A 22,245-nucleotide genomic window follows, 5' to 3' on the forward strand; every position below is an offset into this window, starting at 1 on the left:
CGATCGGAAGGTACGACCACCATGACGACACGCACTGCACGAGGAACGATCATCGTTGCGGGAGGCGCCGCGGCGTTCCTCGCGCTCACCGCTGCTCCCGCGGCAGCAGAGACGCCGGTCGGCGAACCGTCGTCGTTCACCAGTGCCTTCACGGCCATGGCGACTCCGGACCAGGTCCTGAACGCGGACGGCGTCGCGACGCCGGGTGAGCCCGGCGCGACCGGAACGTTCACGTTCCGCATCAACTCGGACGAGAACATCATCTGCTACGACATCACCCTCGAGGGCGTCACCGGCGACTACATGTCGCCGGCGAAGACGGCGACGCACATTCATCAGGCAGCAGTGGGTGCCGCGGGCCCGCCGCGCATCGCGTTCCCGAACCCGTCCCCGGTCGGCGACGGACCTCGCACCAGCAGCGGCTGCCTGCAGGGGCCGTTCACGACCGGCGTGATGGCGAACGGTGCCGACACCGGAACGAACTTCGACCTCGCGGCCATCGAGGCGAACGCCGCCGGGTTCGCCGCGGACAGTCACACCACCGCCTTCGCCGCCGGCGCGGTGCGCGGACAGCTGACCCCGATTCCCGTCGGCGGTGTGGAGACGGGCGCCGGTGGATCCGTCACCGACAGTTCGACCGCGACCGTCGCGGGTGCCGGTGCCGCCGTTCTGGGCGTGGCGGCCCTCGTCGGGCTGGGCGTCGCCCGTCGGCGGAACTCCTGATCGACCGACGCGGATGAGATGGTCGACGCGCGCGAGTGCGTTCCTCCTGGTGGGGCTGGTGGTCGCCTGCGCGCGACCACCGGCCGTACCGCCCACCGAGACAGCGGTGTCCGTCACGTCTCCTGCTGCCGCGACCGTGTCCGAGACGGGACCTCTCGTCCCGGCGCGGGTGTCGGCACCCGAGATGGGTCTGGACGAACCGTTGATCGAGCTGGGTCTGAACCCGGACAACACCATGGCGGTTCCCGAGGACCACGACGACGTCGGCTGGTTCACCGGCGGCGGGCGGCCCGGGCGTCCCGGTGCGGCCGATCAGGTCGGACCCACGGTGCTGGCCGGTCACGTCGACTCGACCACGGGTCCCTCCGTGTTCTTCCGACTCCGCGAGCTCGTGGTGGGAGACGACGTCACGGTCACCACGACAGAGGGCATCGAGGCCAGGTACCGGGTGACGGACATCGGCGACTACGCGAAATCCGAGTTCCCGACGGCGCGCGTGTTCGGCGCCGTCCCGCGCGACGAGATCCGACTGATCACGTGTGCCGGAGTCTTCGACGACGACGCGGGGTCCTACGAGAACAACCTCGTCGTCTTCGGCACCCGCGTGGGGTGATGCGACACTCAGGCCAGAGAGAAGTTCTCGCCGCGGTGGTAGGCCGCGAGGGACGACTCGGTCTCGCGGATCGACGGCGGGTGGAACGCGAACGCCGACACGACGGACTGCAGGTACGCGATGTCCGGGTCGGTGATGAACGCGATTCCGCCCAGTGCTGTCACGGCGGCATCGACCGCGCGCCGCAGTGCGCCTCGAAGCGCGATGCGGCAGAACAACAGTCGAGCCGAGATGTCGGCGCCGCGCTCACCCGAGTCCATCGCTGCGGCGACGGCCTCGAGGCCCGCGATCGCCGCTTCGAGTTCGGCGGCCGCCGAGGTGTAGACGCTGTCGCTGACCTTCGGGTGTCCCACGAGACGCTCCACGAGCGCGGTGGCCGCGCCGATGTACCCGGCGGAGGCGAGGATGCCGAACCACAGGAACCCGGTGAGCTCGTGCATGCCCTCCGGATCGTCCAGCGCGCCGACCATGGTCAGCGACACCGGCACGCGCACGTCCTCGAGGACGACCTCCTCGCTCTCCGCACCCGCGAGAACGGGCGTCGTCCAGAACGGACGCACCGAGACACCGGGCATCGACGCGGGGATGAGGGCGACCGCCTTGCGCGTCTTGCCGCCCTTCTTCTCGCGTGTCGCGACGCTGGCGGCGAGGAAGTCCATCGAGGCCGACAGACTGCACGGCTTCTTGCTGCCGTTGACGACGTAGTCGCCGTCGTCGTAGTAGGCGTCCACGGACGGCACCAGCGTGCTGCCCACGCCCTCCGCGAAGCCGGACGCGATGATCGACTTCTGTTCGATGAGGCCGGCGACCAGCGGCAGCTCCTCCTCGGGTCCCGCCATGGCGATCTCGATGATCGTGGCGATCGACAGGTGGTGCATCGTGACGGCGGCGGCGAGCGACGGGGATGCCGCGCCGATGGCCCGGTGGACACGCAGTGCCTCGACGGCGGTCGCGCCGAGTCCGCCGAGCGAGGTGGGTGCGATGAGTCCGCATCCGCCCGCGTCGCGGAACGTCGCGATGGCGTCGCTGCCGGGCGCCTCGAGCACGGACAGCGGCGTGGCCTCGAGGTAGGTGGCGAGGGCGGGCAGCAGGCGACGGAGCGTGGCGCGTTCGGTGGACATGAGCCGCGACGGCTGCGCGGTCCCGTCGGACGCGAGAGCTGCTCTGTCAGCGAGAACGGACACGTACCGGCCTTTCGTCGAAGAAGGGTGACCGTGGCTGGGACGGGTGTGGGACACGTGCCAGCACGTCACTCGATACCGCAGTATTCGGGGTCGGCGACGGCCTCGATGGCGCCCGTCTCAACTGCTGTTGCATGACACAAGTGCAGTCGTGTTCGTTGGCAACTACTCACAGGTCGCGGCACCCTCGGGCCGCCTGTGCTGACCGTAGGCTCGAATCACAGACGTCTCCCGTCGCACGGGTCTCCCGGACCGGCGAACGCACTCGCGTCACGTACCGATCCCCCAATCTTGGAGCGAATATGAGCTCGCAGAGAATGCTCGACCGAATCCGCCACGACAAGAGGATCTGGGCCCATCGTGTGCTGACGAAGCACGACCAGAACCCGTTCTTCCGCGTCATGAAATCGGTCAACGCGCCGGTCGTCGACGTGGAGGACCGCAGCGTCATCATGCTCGGTTCCAACAATTACCTCGGCCTCGCCGACCACCCGCTGGTGCGCGCGGGAGCCGCTGCGGCACTGGACAAATACGGCGCAACGGTCACGGGCAGCCGGTTGCTCAACGGCACCATCTCGCTGCACACGGAACTCGAGGAAGCGCTCGCCGACTGGCACGGGACCGAGCAGGCGCTGGTCTTCACGACCGGCTACCAGGCGAACCTGGGCGGTATCAGCGCGCTGTGCGGTGTGGGTGACACCATCATCGTCGACTCGGCCGCGCACGCGTCCATCTACGACGCCTGCCGCCTCTCACGCGCCACCATCCGCGCCTTCCGTCACAACCGGGTGGACCTGTTGGAGGAGAAGCTCTCCCGCTCCACCGGCGTCGTCATGGTGGTGGTGGACGGCCTCTACTCGATGCACGGCGACTTGGCCCCGCTCGACGAGATCGCCGCGGTCTGCGAGAAGTACGACGCGGCACTGTTCGTCGACGAGGCGCACAGCGTCGCGGTCATGGGCGCGAAGCGCACCGGTGCCGCCGAGCTGTTCGGTATCGAGGACGACATCGACGCCCGGATGGGCTGCCTCTCCAAGGGACTCGGGTCCTCGGGCGGTTTCGTGGCCGGCTCGAAGGACATCGTGGACGCCATGCGCGTGCATGCGCGCACGTTTCTGTTCACCACCGCGGGCGTGCCTGCTGCCCTCGGCGCGGCGCTCGCCTCCGTGCAGCTCATGCAGACCGAGGAGGGCGCCGAGCGCGCCACCCGCACACTCGCGAACGCGCGGTACCTGCACGACGGGCTCGTGGCGGCCGGTGTCGACGTGCACGCGCCGAGCCCTCTCCCGGACGGTACGGACATGGTCTCGCCCATCGTCCCCGTGAACGTCCGTGACGACCTGCGCACCGTCAACACGTGGCGGAAGCTGTGGGACGCGGGCATCTTCGCATCCGCCGCCATGTTCCCGGCGGTGGCCCGCGACGGTGCACTCCTGCGTCTGTGCGTCCAGCCCGATCACACCACCACCCAGCTCGACTACGTGGTGGAGCAGATGGGCCTGTTCCTCGGCGAGAACTCGTCCACGTCCGAGGCGGCGCCGGCCGAGGTGGGGGCAGCGCTCGCCGCGCCGGCGCCGGCATCGGTCTGACCCGGTGGTGACACAGGTAGACCAGCGCACGACGTACGACTGTGCCGCCGCGGTGCTGCACGCGACCCTCACCGACGAGAGATACTGGCAGGACCGGATCGCCGAGATCGGTGGCGGCAGTCGAGTGGTGGAGCATCGCGTCGAGGAGGGCCTGACCACCTCGGTGGTCGACCAGGACCTCGAGGCGGCGGCACTACCGAAGGCGTTGCAGCGCTTCGCCGGAACCTCGATGTCGGCACGGTGCACCGAGTCGTGGCAGTCGGTGCGCGAGGACGGGTCCGCGCAGGGCCACTACACCCTGCGGGTCGCCCGGATGCCCGTGGTGATCGACGGGGAACTCGAACTTCTCGCGACCGGAGCGCAGCAGTGCGTGCTCCACTTCGTCGGTACGGTCGACGCGTCGATCCCGGTGATGGGTCCGGTGGTCGAGAAGATCATGGTCGGCGAGATCGACAAGAGTTTCTCCGCCGAGCGCGAGTTCACCCAGTCGTGGCTCGCCCTCCGGACCTGAGCCCTCTCATCTGCGGCGCGGGAGTGCGCGCAGGATCGCCTCCAGCACCTGGCGCTGACCACGGCCGGACGTGACGGTGGTTCCGCGCGGCACCGACACGGTCCGGTAGGAACCCGAGACCGGCTGCGCTGCCTGATGTTCGACTCCTCGCAGACGTCGGGGCAGGCGCGGTCCGTTCCGTGCGGCGAGCAGACCGTCCGTGCCCGGTACCGCCGTCAGCGTGTCGTCTCCCCGGCGGAGGGCCGCGGCCGTCCGTCGGGTCCTGGTGCGCGGAACCCGCACGAGGAGAACGTCGGTCCCCGCGAACTCACCGGCCGCAGCGTCGATCGCCTCGGCTCGTGCCCGGCGTCCGGCGCGCCCGCGGATGCCGGTACCGAGACCGTGGCCGGGGGCGTCGAGCAGCACCACCCGCGGGCCGTGATCGGCCAGTGTCCGTGCCAGACCGGTGGCGTACCGCGCATGGGAGCCGCGGGGCAGCGCGAGAACGACCGTCGGGGCCGAGGTGTCGGTCCCCTCGTGGATCTCGGCGTGCACCGAACCCGTCGACGTGCGGATCTGGCGGTGCTCGCACGAGGTGACCGCGCGATCGAGCTCGGCGCTGAAGGGCTTCATGTCCGGGTCCACGTCGCCCCACGTCCGCACGCGGCGTGTGGCGCCGTCCAGGGCCGCCTCGCACACGTGATGACGGACCGGCGCGTGGCGGGTCGACAGGATGGGGCGCCCGTTGAGCAACACCATGACGGCCGCGGCCTCGGCGGACGACATCGTCGGGGTCCACCCGGTGGCGCGTTCGAAGGCCGTCGAGTCGACGGCCGCCTCGCCCGAGGAGATCCAGTGGCTGGAGAACGGCAGGATGCGGAGCGCGTACGCGAGATCGACCACGGTGCGCAGGACTCGACGCGGGATCGGCAGCACCAACTGGCCCTGCATCGCACCGAGTTCGCGCACCCCGAGCCAGTCGCGCGGACCCAGGTTGAAGGGGCCGTTCACGGGTGTCCGGACGGCCCGGTGGAAGGCGTCGGCCAGGTCGTCCTCGTGCAGGAACTGGTAGCGGGACTGCGCCGGATCGGGGAAGGCCACCACGGACTGCGTGAGGGTGTCGATGCCGTCGTTCGAGAAGTGGGTGCCCACGATGTAGGTGGGGCGCAGCATCGAGATGGTCATGCCGCCCTCGTGCCGGCGCAGCCACCACTCGACGAAGTGTTCGACCTCTGCCTTGTCGAAGAAGTAGTAGCGCAACGGATCCGACGTCGGGAACTCCTCCTCGGTGACGGGTACCGGGAGGTCCTCGCGTCCGTACGCGCTGACACTCGAGGCAATGACCATCGACCGCACACCGGCCCGGTGCGCGCACTCGACGGCGTTGCGCGAGCCCTCCAGATTGGTCTCGTGGATCGCGGCCTTGTCGCGCTGCTCCTCCACGACGAAGGCCAGGTGGATTACCACGTCACAGCCGGCGAAGGCCGTCTCGAGTTCGGGGGAGCGGATGTCCATCGCGATCGAGCGGAGTTTCGGGTGCCGCACGCGCGGTGCCCGGCGACCCAGCCCGATGACCCGGTCGATCTCCGGATCGTCCAGCAGCACAGGGAGAATGACGGCACCGAAATCGCTCGTCGCACCGGTGACGGCGACGGTAAGGCCGCTCACCGTTCGTCCGAGCTGAACTGTCGGGTGGTGTCCTGTGGGTCCGTCATGACGACTCCTGTGGTGCGGTGGTGGCGGGGAAGCAGGACCGCGACGACGACGGCGCAGGCGAAGACGGCCGCGGCGGCGAGGTAGGACGCCACCTCGGACCCGGCCATCGCGGCTTCCTTCATGGACAGGACGAGGTTGTCGCGCACCGCGGAGAACATCTCGGGGAGCGGGTACTGCTGGATCTGCTGCACGCTGAGGAAGCTGCCGTTCACGTACTCCCGGTCGCGGTCCGAGAGGATCTCCGACGGAATGGTCGCGACGAGTGGGCCGACGGTGGTGTTGTAGTACGACGCGGTCACGGATCCGAGCACCGCGACACCGAGAGTGCCGCCGAGTTCCCGCGTCGTGTCGTTCACGGCCGAGCCGGCGCCGGCCTCGTCGATGGGCACGGAGGACATGATGGACTCGGTCGCGGGACCCTGAATCACGGCGATGCCGACTGCGAGCACGATCATCGTGGGCAGCAACAGCCCGACGTACGAGCTGTCGATGCCGACCTGACCCGCCATGATCATGCCGATGCCCACCAACAGCAGGCCCGCGACGATCACCGGCATGGTGCCGATCCGCTGTGCCAGCGAGGTCGCGGTCGGTGCGCTCACCGCGAGGGCCACCGCGAACGGCAGTGTGGCGACACCGAACTCGAGCGGCGAGTAGCCGCGGACGCCCTGGAAGTACTGGGTGATGAGGAAGACGTACCCGAAGAGCGAGAAGTAGGCGACCGAGATCGCGAGCGCCGGCATCGCGAAGGGTCGCAACCGGAACAGGCGCACGTCGAGGATCGGGCTGGACACGCGCGACTGGCGTACGACGAAGGCGGACAACAGAACCAGGGACACCGCGATCCCGCCGAGCGTGGGCACGGTCACCCAACCGTGACCCGGCGCTTCGATGAGTGCGTACACCAGGAGCGAGACCCCCGAGAAGGACAGGGCGACACCCGGCAGATCGAGCGGACCGGTGGCCGCAGCGCGTGATTCGGGCACCACGGCGACGATGCCGATCACCGCGACGACGGCGACCGGCACGTTCAGCCAGAACACGGAGTGCCAGGTGAAGTGTTCGATGAGCCACCCGCCCGAGACCGGTCCGATCGCGATGGCGACACCGGCGATCGAGGCCCACACCCCGATGGCCACGGCGCGGTCCGCGGGAGTACGGAACAGGTCGATGATCACCGCCAGAGTCGCGGGCAGCGCGGCGGCGGCGAAGACCCCCATCAGTGCGCGCGAGGCGATCAGTTGCGGCAGGTCGTCGGCCACCGCGCCCACCACCGACATCGCGGCGAGACCCACGACGCCGATCAGCAGCATGCGGCGCCGCCCGATGCGGTCGGTGATGTTGCCGAACGCCAGCAGCAGACCGCAGAACGTGAGGATGTACGCGTCGACGATCCACTGCAGCCCCGTGAAGCCGGCGCGGAGGTCGGTGGAGATGTCGGGCAGAGCGACGTTGACGACGGTGTTGTCGAGCACGACCAGCAGCTCGACGAGACAGATGACGAGGAAGGCGATCATCCGCCGCGGTGACGAGAGGAGGTGGGACGACGACCGCGGCGGCGGCGCGGCGTGCCGGCCGGTCATGACGGCGAGTCCGGGCCGCTGCCCGGTGCGGAGCCGACGTCCTTCGTTGCGGCGAGACGGTCCACCGCGCGCTCGTCCGAAGTCTGCGGTGCCAGCATGCCCGTGGTGCGGTACGAGGCGGGGAAGAAGAAGAAGACCAGTGCGGCACAGACGAACACGGCTCCGGCCGCCACGTACGCGGCGATGGACGATCCGCGCAGAGCGGCTTCCTTCATCTCCAGGATCAACTGTGCGCGTTGCGGTTCGAACATCGCGGGCAGGTCTCGCTTCTGGATCTCGATGACACTGAGCACGCTGGACTGCGCGTAGCCCTTCTCGGTCTCGCTCATGATGGCGGTGGGGATCCGTTCGACGAGCGGCCGCACCGTCGACACGTAGTAGGAGGCGACGATCGACCCGAGCACCGCGACACCGAGAGTGCCGCCGATCTCGCGGGTGGTGTCGTTCACCGCGGCACCGGCTCCGGCCTCGTCGAGGGGGAGCGAAGACATGATGGATTCCGTCGCGGGGCCCTGGATGATCGCGATGCCCACCGCGAGCAACAGCATCGCGGGCAGGACGAGCGTCAGGTAGGAGCTGTCGATCTCGACGCGGCCCGCGACGAGCAGTCCCGCGCCGATGAGGACGAGCCCGGTCACGAGAACCGGCATCGTGCCGATCTTCTGCGCGACGATCGTCGACACCGGGGAGCTGACGGCCAGCGCGGCGGCGAAGGGCAGCGTCGCGATGCCGAATGCGAGAGGTGAGTACTCGCGCACTCCCTGGAAGTACTGCGTGATGAGGAACAGGAAGCCGAAGAGACTGAAGAATCCCACCGCGATCGACACGGCCGGCCACGCGAACGGACGGATGCGGAAGAGCGACACGTCGAGCACGGGGGACGAGATGCGTCGCTCCCGCTGGACGAACAGCACGAGGAACACCGCGGCGAGCACGAGACCGCCGATCGTCCGCCACGACGTCCAGCCGAAGTTCGGTGCCTCGATGACCACGAACACCAGCAGGGTGACGCCGGCGATCGACAGGATCACGCCGGGCACGTCGAGCGGGCCCACCGCCGAGGCCTTCGACTCGGGGACGATCAGCACCACCAGCACGACGGCGACGAGGGCGACGGGGACGTTCATCCAGAACACCGAGTGCCAGGAGAAGTGTTCGAGCAGCCAGCCGCCCGACACCGGCCCGATCGCGACGGCCACGCCGGCGATGGACGACCACACGCCGATGGCGAGGGCACGCTCCTGCGGCTTCGGGAACAGGTTGGTGATGACGGCCAGGGTCGCGGGCAGGACCATCGCGGCGAAGACGCCCATGACCGAGCGTGAGGTCAGGACGTGGGCGAGGGAGTCGCCGAGCGCACCGATCACCGACGCGGTGCCCAGGCCCGTGAGGCCGACGACGAGGAACAGCTTGCGCCCGTACCGGTCACCGAGGTTGCCGAACGCCAGGAGCAGGCCGGAGAAGGTGAGGGTGTACGCGTCGACGACCCACTGCAGGCCCGAGATGCCCGTCGCCAACTCGATGCCGATGGACGGCAGCGCCACGTTGATGATGGTCATGTCGAGCACGATGAGGAGTTCGGCGATGCAGATGACGCCGAAGGCCGCGAGTTGGCGACGCCGACCGATCTCGGTGCGGACCCCGAACGTCGAGTGCCCCCTCGACCCGGGCGTGCCCGTGTCGTCCCTCGAGCTGCTGCCCATGGCGTGATCCCCCGTATTCCCCCCGGACCCCGCCCGCGGATGCAGCGCGGCGAGTGTCGTGCGCGAGCGCAACGCTAGGTGTCACGACGGCACTGTCGACGCTAACGGCGGGAGCGCGGGAGAAGTCGGTGTGACGTCACAGAGTTGCGTCAACGAGCCGGTGACGCCGTACGACGCTGCAGGTGGGAGCGCCCGTCCCGCGCCACGCGGCGTGAGCCCGGGCCACCCGCGCGTGCACCGCCGCCACCAATTTCGGCCTTGTCGGCTCCGTTCCCTCGTGAATCGGGCGTTCATGGGTCACACTTCTATCCGGAGACTGCGGCCAGGTCGGGGGACGTGTTACTGGGCGGTAAGGTCCGTGGTCGTTGCGACCACTCGGCTGGGTTAGAGTGACGCGACGCACACAGGTGTCGACGCGTTCGCGTCGTGTGCGACGAGCAGTGGGAGGGATCCACATGGGTGTCGAGGTTTCGGTCGAGGGATTGACCAAGTCGTTCGGTGTGCAGAAGATCTGGCAGGACGTCACGTTGACGCTCCCGAAGGGTGAGGTCAGTGCTCTCCTGGGGCCGTCCGGTACCGGTAAGTCCGTCTTCCTCAAGTCGCTCATCGGCCTTCTCCGACCGGAGGAGGGTTCGATCATCGTCGACGGCACGGACATCATGGAGTGCTCGTCCAAGGAGCTCTACGAGATCCGCAAGTTGTTCGGCGTGCTCTTCCAGGACGGCGCCCTCTTCGGCTCCATGAACCTGTACGACAACACCGCCTTCCCGCTTCGTGAGCACACGAAGAAGAAGGAGGACGAGATCCGCAGCATCGTCATGGAGAAGCTCGAGCTGGTCGGTCTGACCGGTGCCGAGAACAAGCTCCCCGGCGAGATCTCGGGCGGTATGCGCAAGCGTGCCGGTCTGGCGCGTGCGCTCGTCCTCGACCCCGAGATCATCCTGGTGGACGAGCCCGACTCGGGCCTCGACCCGGTGCGCACCACCTACATCAGCCAGCTGCTGCTCAACATCAACGCCCAGATCGACGCGACGATGCTGATCGTCACGCACAACATCAATCTCGCGCGCACGGTGCCGGACAACATCGGCATGCTGTTCCGGAAGAACCTCGTCATGTTCGGTCCGCGCGAGGTGCTGCTCACCTCCGACGAGCCCGCCGTGAAGCAGTTCCTGAACGGCACGATGATCGGGCCGATCGGCATGAGCGAGGAGAAGGACGAGGCGCAGATGCGCCAGGAGCAGGCCCTCTCCGATGCCGGCCACAACCTCGGCGGTGTCGAGGACGTGGAGGGCATCATGCCGCAGATGGATCCCACGCCCGGCATGCCGCGTCGTCAGGCCGTGGATCGTCGTCGCGACCGGGTGCGCAGCATCATGCACACGCTGCCCGAGCACGCACAGCACGCCATCCAGCAGAGCCTCGACGAGGCGGACGGCCAGGACGGCCGTCAGGCGGAGCCGGCGTACGCGGGTGCTCAGCAGGGCTACCAGGAGTCGTACGGTCAGCAGTCGGGCCACGACCAGCAGCCGGCCTACGGCAACCAGAGCTACGACCAGGGCCAGAGCTACGACCAGGGTCAGACGTACGACCAGAATCAGGGCTACAGCAACCAGGGGTGGAGTGAGCCCGGCCAGGACCGGAACGACGGTTTTCCTTCCAGTGGCTCGCGGGGCTGACCGAAAACAATGGCTAAAACGAAGAACCCGATTCTCAAGTCGGGCACTGCAGCGCTGGCCCAGGCAGGAAACATCGTCGAACTTCTGGTCGATGTCGCGCGCAACACCTTCCGGCGCCCCTTCCAATTCCGCGAATTCATCGAACAGGCCTGGTTCATCGCCAGCGTCACCATTCTTCCGACCGCGCTGGTCGCCATTCCGTTCGGCGCGGTGGTCTCCCTGCAGACCGGGTCGCTGATCAAGCAGCTCGGCGCCGAGTCCTTCACCGGTGCCGCCAGCGTGCTGGCGGTGGTCCAGCAGGGCAGTCCCATCGTGGTGGCGTTGCTCATCGCGGGTGCGGCGGGATCGGCCGTGACGGCCGACCTCGGTTCACGCACCATCCGCGAGGAGATCGACGCCATGCGGGTGCTCGGCATCGATCCGGTGCAGCGCCTGGTCGTTCCCCGCGTGCTCGCGATGATTCTCGTCGCGCTGCTGCTCAACGGCCTGGTGTCCGTCATCGGCATCGCCGGCGGTTACTTCTTCAATGTGATCCTGCAGGACGGAACGCCCGGCGCGTACCTGGCGTCGTTCTCCACGTTGGCGCAGCTGCCCGACCTGTGGGTCGGTGAGCTCAAGGCCGTCGTGTTCGGTCTCATCGCCGGCGTCATCGCGTCCTACAAGGGGCTGCATCCCAATCCCGGTCCGAAGGGCGTGGGTGAAGCGGTGAACCAGACCGTCGTCATCACGTTCCTGATCCTGTTCTTCGCCAACCTGATCATGACGTTGGTCTACCTGCAGGTCGTCCCTGCGAAGGGAGGGTGAGCGATGACCATCGCTCGTGGTCGTGGAGACCGCACCCTGCTCCGGCTCCGTAGCGCGGCCTCGGCTCCGCTCGGTGTGCTGGACCGTGCCGGTGAACAGATGTCGTTCTACGGACGCGCGATCGGGTGGATCCCGAAGACGGCCGTGCACTACAAGAAGGAGACCCTCCGCCTGCTCGCGGAGGTGACGTTCGGTTCCGGCGCTCTCGCCGTCATCGGCGGCACCATCGGCGTCATCCTGATGATGTCCGGGTTCACCGGTGTCGTCGTCGGTCTGCAGGGCTTCGCGGCGCTCGAACAGCTCGGCAGCCAGGTGCTGACGGGCTTCCTGTCGGCGTACGTGAACACCCGTGAGATCGCGCCCATCGTGGCGTCCCTCGCGCTGTCCGCGACCGTCGGCTGCGGCTTCACCGCCCAGCTCGGCGCCATGCGCATCTCCGAGGAGATCGACGCACTCGAGGTCATGGCCGTTCCGTCCGTGCCGTTCCTGGTGTCGACGCGCATGATCGCCGGATTCATCGCCGTCATTCCGCTGTACATCGTCGGCCTGCTGTCCGCCTATCTCGCGTCCCGCTTGGTGAGCACCGTCTTCAACGGTCAGTCACCGGGCTCGTACGACCATTACTTCACGCTCTTCCTGCCCCCGGAGGACGTGCTCTACTCCTTCGCCAAGGTGCTGGTCTTCGCCTTCGTGCTCATCATGATCCACTGCTACTACGGCTACACCGCGTCGGGCGGACCCGCCGGCGTCGGCGTGGCCGTCGGTCGTGCCGTGCGCGCCGCACTGGTCACGGTCGCGGTGCTGAACTTCTTCCTGAGCCTCGCCATCTGGGGCACCACGACGACGGTGAGGGTCGCCGGATGAACCACGCTCCGTCGGCGACACGTCGTCGCCTCCTCGGAATCGGATTCCTGCTCGTCGTCGTTCTCTTCGTCGCCTGGAGCATCACGACCTTCAACAAGACGTTCAAGGACGTCGTCATGGTCGACCTGATCACCGACACCGTCGGCAACGCGCTGCCCGCCAACGCGGACGTGAAGGCGCGCGGGATGATCGTCGGCGAGGTGCGGTCCGCCACCACCGAGAACGGTGAGGTCACGTCCGAGCTGGCACTCGATCCCGGTCTCGTGGGCACCATCCCCTCCAACGTCACCGCCCGGTTGCTGCCGAAGACGCTCTTCGGCGAGCGCTACGTCGCGCTCCAGATCCCCGAGAACTCCGCCGGCGCCAGCCCTCTCGCCGAGGGCGCGGTGATCCGTCAGGACACCAGCGGCAACGCGGTCGAGGTCGGGCAGCTGCTCGACTCGCTGCTCCCGCTCCTCGACGCCATCCCGCCGCAGGATCTCGCCAACACGCTCGGTGCGCTGTCGCAGGCTCTCGAGGGCAACGGCGAGCGGCTCGGTCTGACTCTCGACCGGCTCGAGGAGATCTTCTCGGGTCTGAACGACGAGCTGCCGAACATCCAGCAGGATCTCGTCGGCATCGCCGACCTGTCGGAGACGTACTCGACCGCCGCTCCGGATCTGATCGACGCGCTCGACAACCTGCGCGTCACCGGGAACACGGTGGTGGAGAAGCAGAACGACGTCACCACGCTCCTGGCGAGCGCCACCGCGTCGTCGGGCTCGCTGGCCGACCTGGTGCAGACCAACGCCGAGTCCATCGTGTCCATCGCGGCGGACTCCCGCGAGGCGCTCGAACTGCTCGCCGAGTTCTCCCCGTCGTTCGGCTGCACGTTCACCGAGTTCGTCCGTGTCGCCGACGAGGCGAAGAAGATCCTCTCGGTCGACGACGCGTACCCCGGCGTCCGCGCGTCGATCAACTTCGTCAACCCCAAGGGGCGCTACATCCCCAACCAGGACGAGCCGCGACTGTTCGACACCCGTGGCCCGTCGTGCTTCGAGAACGTGACCACACCCGGCAAGTTCTTCCCGCAGTACCCGGGCAGCGGCGTCAACGACGGCTCCTACCAGGTGCCGTCGCGCAACCCCGGCCCCGCGGTCGACCCCGGCGCACTGCCCAACCCGCTGCAGTCGCCCGTCCCGGCGGCCTACGCCGGATCGGACATCGAACGGGACACGCTGGCCGTGGTCTACGGCGGAGGCTCCGGCATCTCCCCGGACCAGGTTCCCGCGTGGACCACCCTGGTGGGCGCTCCGGCGCTCCGCGGCACGGAAGTGAGTGTGCGATGAGAGGCCTAGCGGCACCGCTGATCAAGCTGATCGTCTTCGCGGTGGTGACCATTCTGGCGACGGCCGCCCTGGCGTTGACCATCGCCAACGGGGCCGGATCCGGCAAGACCAAGTTCTCGGCCATCTTCACCGACGTCTCCTCGCTCAACGAGGGCGACGAGGTGCGCATCGCCGGTGTGCGCGTCGGCCAGGTGGAGAAGATCGAGATCCACGAGCGCGACCTGGCTCAGGTGGACTTCGCGCTGACCGAGCGTGAATGGCTGCCGGCCTCCACCACCGCGACCATCCGCTACCGGAACCTGATCGGGCAGCGCTACATCGCGCTCGAGCAGGGCACGGGCGACCAGGGCGAGAAGATCACCAGCGGAGCCACCATCCCGCTCGATCGGACGTCCCCCGCGGTGAACCTGACGACACTGTTCAACGGCTTCCGTCCGCTGTTCCAGACGCTGACGGCCGACGACGTGAACAAGCTGTCCTACGAGATCATCCAGGTCTTCCAGGGTGAGTCGGGCACCATCGGCGATCTGGTGCGCGACACCGCGAGCCTGACCAACACGGTCGCGGACAAGGATCAGGTCATCGGGGCGGTCATCGACAACCTCAACGGGGTCCTCGACACGGTGAACCAGCACGACAAGGAACTCGACCAGTTGATCGTGAACACCCAGGCGCTGGTGTCGGGGCTGTCGGCGGATCGTGACACCGTCGGCTCGGCGGTCACCTCGCTGGCCGGTCTGACCGACGCGACAGCGGATCTGCTCGAGCCGACCCGTCCGTCCATCCAGTCGGCCATCTCGTCGATCGACGGACTGTCGACCAAGATCAACAATCGGCAGCAGGACTTCGACAACATCCTGTCGAACTTCCCGGTCAAGCTCGAGAAGCTGATCCGCGTCGCCAGCTACGGCTCGTGGTTCCAGTTCTACCTGTGCGGCATCGACATCGTCGCCGGGCCGGGCTACGCGCCGCAGCTCAACCTCCCGACAGGACTGCCCACCATCAATCAGCCGCTGTACACCAACTCCGCGAAGCGTTGCGCCGCAGGAGGTATCTCGTGACGAAACGCAAGCCCGCGGTGCTGGGTGCCCTCGGCATCTTCATCATCCTGATGGCGACGCTGTCCGCGTTCTTCCTCGACTCGCTGCCGATCATCGGTGCCGGATCGAAGTACACCGCGAACTTCTCCGAAGCGGCCGGTCTGCGCGCCAGCAACGAGGTGCGGATCGCCGGCGTGAAGGTCGGCAAGGTCACCGACGTCGCCCTCGACGGCGACAAGGTGAAGGTCGAGTTCACGGTCAGTGACGCGTGGGTCGGCGACAAGACGTCCGCGTCCATCCAGATCAAGACGCTGCTCGGCCAGAATTTCCTCTCACTCGAGCCCAAGGGCGAGGAGCGGCTGAACCCGCGCGACGCGATCCCGATCGACCGCACGACGGCCCCCTACGACGTCATCGACGCGTTCTCCGACGCCGCCCGCACCACCGGCGACATCGACACGACGCAGCTCGCGACGAGCATGGAGACGCTGTCGCAGGCGTTCTCCGAGACGCCGGAGAACATCCGCGCATCGCTCGACGGTGTCACGCGGTTGTCCGAGACCATCTCCTCCCGTGACGACGAGCTGAGCAAGCTCTTCGCTGCGACCGACAAGACGACGCAGGTCCTCGCCGACCGCAACCAGGAGTTCACCAAGCTGATCGGTGACGCCTCGGTCCTGTTGCAGGAGTTGAACAATCGGCAGCAGTCCATCTCGCAGCTGCTCATCGGCACGCAGCGGGTGTCCACTCAGCTGACCGGTCTGATCCGCGACAACGAGGCACAGATCGGTCCCGCACTCCAGTCGCTGGGTCAGGTCATCGACACCCTGAAGACCAACAACCAGAACATCGCCGAGGCGATCAAGCTGTACTCGCCGTTCGTCCGGCTGTACACCAACATCGTCGGTAACGGCCGCTGGTTCGATCAGGTCATCGTCAACACCTTCCCGCCCGGTCTCCCGGACATTCCGGGATACCGTGAGCCGATTCGCACCCTCGGTGTGGATCCCGTCCGTAGTCCGGGAGCAGGCCAGTGACCGCATCCACCGACCAGGAAGCCCCGTCGAACGGCGGCTTCTTCAGCAAGCGCAACCTGGGAATCATCGCTGCCGTCGTCGCTGTCGTGGTGCTGGTCGTGTTCGCGCTGTGGTGGGCCTTCACCCGCCTCGGCACCACCACCATCACGTCGTACTTCGACAAGACGGTCGGCGTGTACGAGGGCACCGAGGTTCGCGTCCTCGGCGTCAAGGTCGGCACCGTCACCAAGGTCGAGGGCCTGGGCGATCAGGTGCAGGTCGACATGCGCGTCGATCGCGGCGTCGACATCCCCGCCGATGCCCGCGCCGTCCAGCTCGCGCCGTCCGTCGTCGCCGACCGCTACGTCCAGCTCGCGCCGGCGTACACCGGCGGCGAGAAGATGGAGTCCGGTGCCGTGATCCCACGCGAGCGCACGGCCACTCCCGTCGAGGTCGACGAGCTGTACAAGAGCATCGACGAGCTGTCGGCCGCGCTCGGACCGAACGGCGCCAACCAGAACGGCGCCGTCTCCGACCTCGTGACCACCGGCGCGCAGAACCTGGCCGGAAACGGTGAGGCGCTGAACGATTCGCTGACCCAGCTCTCCGGTGCCGTCGAGACGCTCGACTCGTACCGCGGCGATCTGTTCGGCACGATCCAGAATCTGCAGACGTTCGTCAGTGCACTGTCGGCGAACGACCAGCAGGTGCGTGCCTTCAACAATCAGCTGTCCTCGCTGACGAGCTTCCTGGCGGGGGAGCGGGAGAACCTCGGCCTCGCGCTGAACCAGCTCTCGGTCACGCTCGGTGACGTCGCCACCTTCGTGCGGGACAACCGGGACCAGCTGTCCAACGATCTCGACGACCTCGCTCCGACCACGCAGTTGCTCGCCGACAACCGCCAGAACCTGGCGGACACGTTGACGCTGCTGCCGCTGGCCGTCGCGAACGTCGCGAACTCCTACAACGCCGAGTCCGGATCGTTGGACGCGCGCCTGATCTTCCAGGAGTTCCAGGATCCGAAGACGTTCTTCTGCAGTCTCATCGATCTGCAGAAGCTGCGCCCGGGCGATCCGCAGTTCGAGGCGCTCGGCCGTCAGATGCAGCCGATCGTCGACAACTGCGGCGCGATCATCGACCAGGCCGTCGCCGGTGTGAAGACGCCGACGCTGGTCCTGCCGTTCGGGTTGCTCAGCGCGGACAACATCCAGCGCAACGTCGAGCCCGGCACCGTGCCCGGTGTCGAATCGCCGCGGGTCGACGACCTGCAGCTTCCGGGCCTGAACATTCCTGCGGAAGGGGAGTGACGATGAGAGTGCGCTCGCGTGGCCTGATGGCCGCCTCCGGTGCCTGCGTCGTCGCCGTGACGCTCAGTGCCTGCGGATCCAGCGGTATCTACGGGATCCCGCTGCCCGGCGGTGCCGACGTCGGGTCGGATCCGATCCGGTTGACGTTGCAGTTCGACGACGTGCTGGACCTGGTTCCGCAGTCGACCGTCAAAGTCGACGGTGTCCAGGTCGGCCGAGTCACCTCGGTCTCCGTGCCGAACGACTCGTGGATCGCCGACGTCGAGGTCGAGGTCGACTCGTCCGTGGACCTGCCGGCCAACGCCATGGCGTCCGTCCAGCAGACCAACCTGCTCGGCGAGAAGTTCGTCCAGCTCAGCGTTCCGGCCGACGACGCTGCGTCCGCGCGCCTCGCCTCGGGCGACACCATCCCCGTCGAGCGGACCCGCCACGCCACCGACATCGAGCAGGTGCTCGGCGCGCTGTCGATGTTGCTCAACGGCGGAGGCGTCGCGCAGCTCGCTCCGATCGTCAAGGAGCTGAACACCGCGCTCGGCGGCCGCGAGGACCGGGTGCGGAACCTGCTCGAGGAGGCCAACTCGCTCATCGGCGGCCTCGAGGATCAGAAGGCCGACATCACGCGCGCGATCGACGGTCTCGACGTCCTCACCGGCACGCTCAACCAGCAGACCGAGAAGATCGACCGGATCCTCGTCGATCTGCCGGTCGCCACCGAGGTGCTCGAACAGCAGCGTCCGCAGCTGACACAGCTTCTCGGTCAGCTCGATCGCCTCGGGCAGGTGGGAACCGACGTCATCGAGCGGTCGAAGGACGATCTGATCGCCGACCTGCGCGCACTGCGCCCGACCCTGCAGGAGCTCTCGACCTACGGCGACGAGCTGATCACGGACCTCGCGTTCGTGCCCACGTTCCCGTTCCCCGACGGCGTCGAGAAGATCACCCAGGGCAACGCGGTGAATCTGTTCCTCAGTGTGGATCTGCAGATCGGCAACCAGCTCACCGCGCTGGGCGTCGGCCAGGGCAACCCGATCTACAGCGCGCCCCGCAACGGCGATCCCAAGCCGCGGGTCGATCCGTCGAACCCGTACTACAACGGCAACGGCCCGCGTAACTCCTTCCCGACCATCTCGCTGCTGCCTCTGCCGCCCATCATCCCGTCGCCGACCCCGGCGCCGGGTGTACCCGCCGCCGCACCGTCGGCGAACCCGTTGGACGGCATCCTGCAGCAGTTCGGGATCGTTCCTCAGAACGAAGGTGGACAGTGAGATCCAAGCTGGTCAGCACACAGCTGATCCTCTTCGTCGTCATCGCCGTGCTCGGCCTGGTGTACGTCGGTGCCAAGTACGTGCGCGTCGACCAGCTGTTCGGTTTCGGCCAGTACACGGTCACCGGTCAGTTCGCCGATTCCGGCGGCATCTTCAGCAACGCCGAGGTGACGTACCGCGGCATTCCCGTAGGGCGCGTCGGTGAGCTGAAGCTGACCGAGCAGGGCGTCGACGTCGAACTGAAGCTCGAGAAGAGCGCTCCCGACGTCCCGGCCGACACCATCGCCGTGGTGGCCAACCGCTCCGCCATCGGTGAGCAGTACGTCGATCTGCAGCCGCGCACCGATCAGGGCCCCTTCCTGCAGGACGGCGACGTCATCCTGCAGGACGACACGTCCATCCCGACGCCGGTGGAGAGCCTGCTCAAGAACGTCAAGACGCTCGCGGACTCCGTGCCGGTCGACGATCTGCACACCGTGGTGACCGAGCTCGGTACCGGCTTCGCCGGCACGGGTGACTCACTGCAGCAGCTCGTCACCTCGCTCGACAGCTTCTCCGAGGACGGTCTCGCCAACCTGCCGCAGACCCTCACGCTGATCCGCGACAGCCGCGTCGTGCTGGACACCCAGTCCGAGCAGTCGTCGTCCATTCAGCAGTTCAGCTCGGATCTGGATCTGGTCACCGCGCAGTTGCGGTCGAGCGATCCGGACATCCGACGACTGATCGACAACGGGCTTCCCGCCAGCGACCAGGTCGGCGCGCTCGTCGACCAGGCCGGCCCGGGTCTGACGACCAACCTGACGAACCTCGCGGGTGTGACCAGTGCACTGAGCCCCCGCACGTTCGCACTGCGTCCGCTGCTCCAGTTCCTCCCGGCCCTGGCGCAGGGAGCGAACTCGGCGAGTCCGGGTGACGGCACCATTCACTTCGGCATCGCGCTCGAGGTGAACAACCCGCCGTCGTGCACCCAGGGTTACGAGGGCACGCAGGCGATCCTCGACGCGGAGTACGCCAAGAATCCCGACTTCGATCCGACGCAGCAAGACTTCCCGTTGAACCTCGACGCGAACTGCACTGTGCCGCAGGGATCCCTGACGGGAGTGCGCGGCGCCAACAGCGTGCGCTTCGCCGATCCGCAGACGGTGCAGCCGTGGGACGACAAGCCCAAGGTCGCGCCGGACCCCCTCGATCTGAACCCGATCGCGACGCAGCTGGCCGCACTGCTCGGTGTGACGGTCCGCCCCTGACCGTCGAGTCGGGTGAGGAGAGGTGCGCGGTGATGGCAGCGAGAAGTTACCCTCAAGTAGGGTGTCTGCTGTGACGCCAACCACCTCTCCTTCCGACCCGGACCTCGACGGCGCCGACACCGGTGACGGGACGTCCGAGTCCACGCCCGCACCGGCGCCGCGCACGTCTCCGGTCGCCACGGCGGTGACTGCCGCGGCCGCCGCGATCACGTTGATCGCGGCCGTCGTGCTGAGCATCTTCTGGTTCCTCGCGTACCAGGAGTCCTCGGACGCCTCCCTGCGGGACGACGCCCTCGCCGGCGCCCGGCAGGCGGCGATCAATCTGAACTCCGTCGACTCGAACGATCTGGACAAGACGTTCGCCGACATCGAGTCCTCCATCACCGGTGACGAGCTCACCAACGGTCTGAACGACACCAAGGATCAGTTCCGCCAGCAGTTCGCGGAGACCGGTGTGGTCACCACCGCGGCGGTGCAGCACGCGTCGCTCGTCGGGTTCAGTTCCGACGACGGCACCGCGCAGTCGCTCGTGGTCCTCACCACCGACACCACCAAGCCGGACGGCAACGAGCGGTACCAGAGCACCCTGCGTCTCGAACTGCAGGACGTGGACGGCACGTGGAAGGCCACGCGAATCCAGCCCATCGGGCAGCGCATCCCCCTCGAGGTCCCGGGCGCACCCGTTGCGACGGGCGATCCCGCTGCACCCACCGATCCCGCCGCCACCGATCCCGCAGCCCCGGTCGACCCCGCAGCCCCGGTCGACCCCGCAGCTCCGGTCGATCCCGCCGCGCCCGTCGATCCCGCTCCCGCACCGACCGACGGCGGTCAGTGACACCTCGCTGTCACGCCGTCCGTCCCGCTCGCCTCGCACCAGCCAGGAGTTCTCTCTATGCCCCCCGCACGCCGTAGACCCCCCACAGGCGCTCCCCGTGTCCCCGCCGGCAGCGTTCGCCGACCCAAGGTCGCCGGACGCTCCACGGCGCCCCCCGCGGGCGGCGACGCGATCGAGAACGAGAACACGAGCACGTCCACCGGCGCGGCCTCGACCGTCGACCTGTCGAAGTCGTCGGCCGACACCGCTGCGGTCGACAGCGCGGCCACGGACTCGGTCGTGGACGAGACGACCGAGACGACCGAGGCGGACGACGGCGCCCCCGCCGGCCGCACGGCCTGGTGGACTCCCCGCACGATGCTGCTCGCCGCACTCGCCGTGGTGTTCGCCGTGATCGCGCTCCTCGCCGTGGTGCGCCCCGGTACGTCCGAGGTGAGCAACCAGGCATGGGTCGACACTCCGGCCACACTCGAGGTCACGTCGGCCGGGCGCGACGCCCTGCAGACGGTGTTCAGCTACAAGTTCGACACCATCGACCAGGATCAGGCGGCCGCTCGCGCGGTGCTGAACGACGAGCGCCGCGGGGAGTACGACTCCACCGCGGAGCAGACCAAGCAGGGCGTCATCCAGACGCAGACCACCACGACGGCCACGGTCACCGACATCGGGGTGTCACTGCTCGACGGTGACCGGGCCGAGCTGCTGGCCAGCATGGACATCGCCGCGACGCAGGACACGGTCGACCAGGGAACGGTGCAGACGCCGGTCTCGGTGACCATGGAACGTGTCGACGGAAAGTGGCTGCTCGCGACCATCGACAACCGCTGATCGCCCGCGTCGAGCGGATTCGGGGGACGAAACGCCGCTCTCGCTCTTGACGCGAGGGCTTCGGGAGTCCACTCTGATTACCGGATTCATCGAACGCGGGTGCGACCCCGCTGCCATGATCGAGATCGACGCCGGAGCAAATGGAGGCACCGGGCGTCAGGATCGACGGGCAGGGGCGCTCGGCAGTTCGTGGATCACGGCCCGTGCAGTCTCCGGGCCGAGCGCGCTCCCCGCGCGGACGCGGTTGCCATATCCGCCGCATTGGGGTACTTTTGGACGTTGCGCTGGGTGCCTCCTGTCCACTTCCAGACTTTGCCTGAATCGACACGTGTGTCGATCTCTGCTGAGCGAGGACTTCGTACGGGTAGTGACCAGCGAAGTTCCCACACAAAGAAGCAGATTAGCGACGGTCGCGCAGTGCACGAAGCGGCCCG

Annotated in this window: 19 protein-coding genes; 15 read left to right on the forward strand and 4 right to left on the reverse strand. The window is 67.8% G+C overall.

Annotated elements, in window-relative coordinates; translation table 11 throughout:
* Positions 1-21: 21 nt before the first annotated feature.
* Positions 22-723 carry a CHRD domain-containing protein gene (locus OG947_RS14140; RefSeq protein ID WP_027504563.1) on the forward strand — a complete coding sequence of 234 codons (702 nt, stop codon included), beginning with the start codon at positions 22-24 and terminating at the stop codon, positions 721-723.
* A gap of 13 nt (positions 724-736) precedes the next feature.
* Positions 737-1,336 carry a class F sortase gene (locus OG947_RS14145; protein ID WP_328812105.1) on the forward strand — a complete coding sequence of 200 codons (600 nt, stop codon included), beginning with the start codon at positions 737-739 and terminating at the stop codon, positions 1,334-1,336.
* 8 nt (positions 1,337-1,344) lie between these two features.
* On the opposite strand, the gene OG947_RS14150 is transcribed toward OG947_RS14145, so the two are convergent.
* Positions 1,345-2,520, reverse strand: coding sequence for an acyl-CoA dehydrogenase family protein (locus OG947_RS14150; protein ID WP_231476216.1), 1,176 nt, complete (start codon positions 2,518-2,520; stop codon positions 1,345-1,347).
* A gap of 299 nt (positions 2,521-2,819) precedes the next feature.
* On the opposite strand from OG947_RS14150, the gene OG947_RS14155 reads away from it, so the two are divergent.
* Both OG947_RS14155 and OG947_RS14160 read left to right on the forward strand, forming a co-directional pair.
* The gene (locus tag OG947_RS14155) at positions 2,820-4,106 is read left to right on the forward strand and encodes an aminotransferase class I/II-fold pyridoxal phosphate-dependent enzyme (RefSeq protein ID WP_328812107.1); all 1,287 of its coding nucleotides are present in this window, start codon (positions 2,820-2,822) and stop codon (positions 4,104-4,106) included.
* Between the two features lie 4 nt (positions 4,107-4,110).
* Positions 4,111-4,617 (forward strand): DUF2505 domain-containing protein, encoded by a 507-nt coding sequence (locus OG947_RS14160; protein ID WP_328812108.1) that lies wholly within the window; start codon positions 4,111-4,113, stop codon positions 4,615-4,617.
* Positions 4,618-4,623: 6 nt separating this feature from the next.
* On the opposite strand, the gene OG947_RS14165 is transcribed toward OG947_RS14160, so the two are convergent.
* From OG947_RS14165 to OG947_RS14175, 3 genes are read right to left on the reverse strand one after another with little or no spacing between them, the layout of a single operon-like run.
* Positions 4,624-6,264 carry an NAD-dependent epimerase/dehydratase family protein gene (locus tag OG947_RS14165; RefSeq protein ID WP_328812109.1) on the reverse strand — a complete coding sequence of 547 codons (1,641 nt, stop codon included), beginning with the start codon at positions 6,262-6,264 and terminating at the stop codon, positions 4,624-4,626.
* Positions 6,261-7,895, reverse strand: a complete 1,635-nt coding sequence (locus tag OG947_RS14170) for an MFS transporter (protein WP_056441696.1) — start codon at positions 7,893-7,895, stop codon at positions 6,261-6,263. Before OG947_RS14170 ends, OG947_RS14165 begins: the two co-directional genes overlap by 4 nt.
* Positions 7,892-9,598: an MFS transporter gene (locus OG947_RS14175; protein WP_222631831.1), complete on the reverse strand. Its 1,707-nt coding sequence runs from the start codon at positions 9,596-9,598 to the stop codon at positions 7,892-7,894. Before OG947_RS14175 ends, OG947_RS14170 begins: the two co-directional genes overlap by 4 nt.
* Before the next feature lie 455 nt (positions 9,599-10,053).
* On the opposite strand from OG947_RS14175, the gene OG947_RS14180 reads away from it, so the two are divergent.
* The 11 genes from OG947_RS14180 to OG947_RS14230 all read left to right on the forward strand — a co-directional run bounded on the left by OG947_RS14180 (position 10,054) and on the right by OG947_RS14230 (position 21,811).
* Entirely contained in the window at positions 10,054-11,277 is a 1,224-nt protein-coding gene (locus OG947_RS14180) for an ABC transporter ATP-binding protein (protein ID WP_328812110.1), read from the forward strand.
* 9 nt (positions 11,278-11,286) lie between these two features.
* Positions 11,287-12,081: an MlaE family ABC transporter permease gene (locus tag OG947_RS14185; RefSeq protein WP_027504566.1), complete on the forward strand. Its 795-nt coding sequence runs from the start codon at positions 11,287-11,289 to the stop codon at positions 12,079-12,081.
* Positions 12,082-12,084: 3 nt separating this feature from the next.
* Positions 12,085-12,945, forward strand: coding sequence for an MlaE family ABC transporter permease (locus OG947_RS14190; RefSeq protein WP_027504567.1), 861 nt, complete (start codon positions 12,085-12,087; stop codon positions 12,943-12,945).
* Positions 12,942-14,273 (forward strand): MCE family protein, encoded by a 1,332-nt coding sequence (locus OG947_RS14195; RefSeq protein ID WP_027504568.1) that lies wholly within the window; start codon positions 12,942-12,944, stop codon positions 14,271-14,273. Before OG947_RS14190 ends, OG947_RS14195 begins: the two co-directional genes overlap by 4 nt.
* Positions 14,270-15,334 (forward strand): MCE family protein, encoded by a 1,065-nt coding sequence (locus tag OG947_RS14200; protein ID WP_027504569.1) that lies wholly within the window; start codon positions 14,270-14,272, stop codon positions 15,332-15,334. Before OG947_RS14195 ends, OG947_RS14200 begins: the two co-directional genes overlap by 4 nt.
* Positions 15,331-16,350, forward strand: coding sequence for an MCE family protein (locus tag OG947_RS14205; protein WP_328812112.1), 1,020 nt, complete (start codon positions 15,331-15,333; stop codon positions 16,348-16,350). Before OG947_RS14200 ends, OG947_RS14205 begins: the two co-directional genes overlap by 4 nt.
* A 56-nt stretch (positions 16,351-16,406) precedes the next feature.
* Positions 16,407-17,636, forward strand: coding sequence for an MCE family protein (locus OG947_RS14210; protein ID WP_027504571.1), 1,230 nt, complete (start codon positions 16,407-16,409; stop codon positions 17,634-17,636).
* 2 nt (positions 17,637-17,638) lie between these two features.
* Positions 17,639-18,901 carry an MCE family protein gene (locus OG947_RS14215; RefSeq protein WP_027504572.1) on the forward strand — a complete coding sequence of 421 codons (1,263 nt, stop codon included), beginning with the start codon at positions 17,639-17,641 and terminating at the stop codon, positions 18,899-18,901.
* Positions 18,898-20,148, forward strand: a complete 1,251-nt coding sequence (locus OG947_RS14220; protein WP_027504573.1) for an MCE family protein — start codon at positions 18,898-18,900, stop codon at positions 20,146-20,148. The genes OG947_RS14215 and OG947_RS14220 overlap by 4 nt, the downstream gene beginning before the upstream one ends.
* Positions 20,149-20,218: 70 nt before the next feature.
* The gene (locus OG947_RS14225; protein ID WP_328812113.1) at positions 20,219-20,983 is read left to right on the forward strand and encodes a hypothetical protein; all 765 of its coding nucleotides are present in this window, start codon (positions 20,219-20,221) and stop codon (positions 20,981-20,983) included.
* A gap of 57 nt (positions 20,984-21,040) precedes the next feature.
* The gene (locus OG947_RS14230) at positions 21,041-21,811 is read left to right on the forward strand and encodes a hypothetical protein (RefSeq protein WP_222649763.1); all 771 of its coding nucleotides are present in this window, start codon (positions 21,041-21,043) and stop codon (positions 21,809-21,811) included.
* Positions 21,812-22,245 lie beyond the last annotated feature (434 nt).

This window comes from Rhodococcus sp. NBC_00297 (genome assembly GCF_036173065.1).
Classification (GTDB): Bacteria; Actinomycetota; Actinomycetes; order Mycobacteriales; family Mycobacteriaceae; genus Rhodococcoides.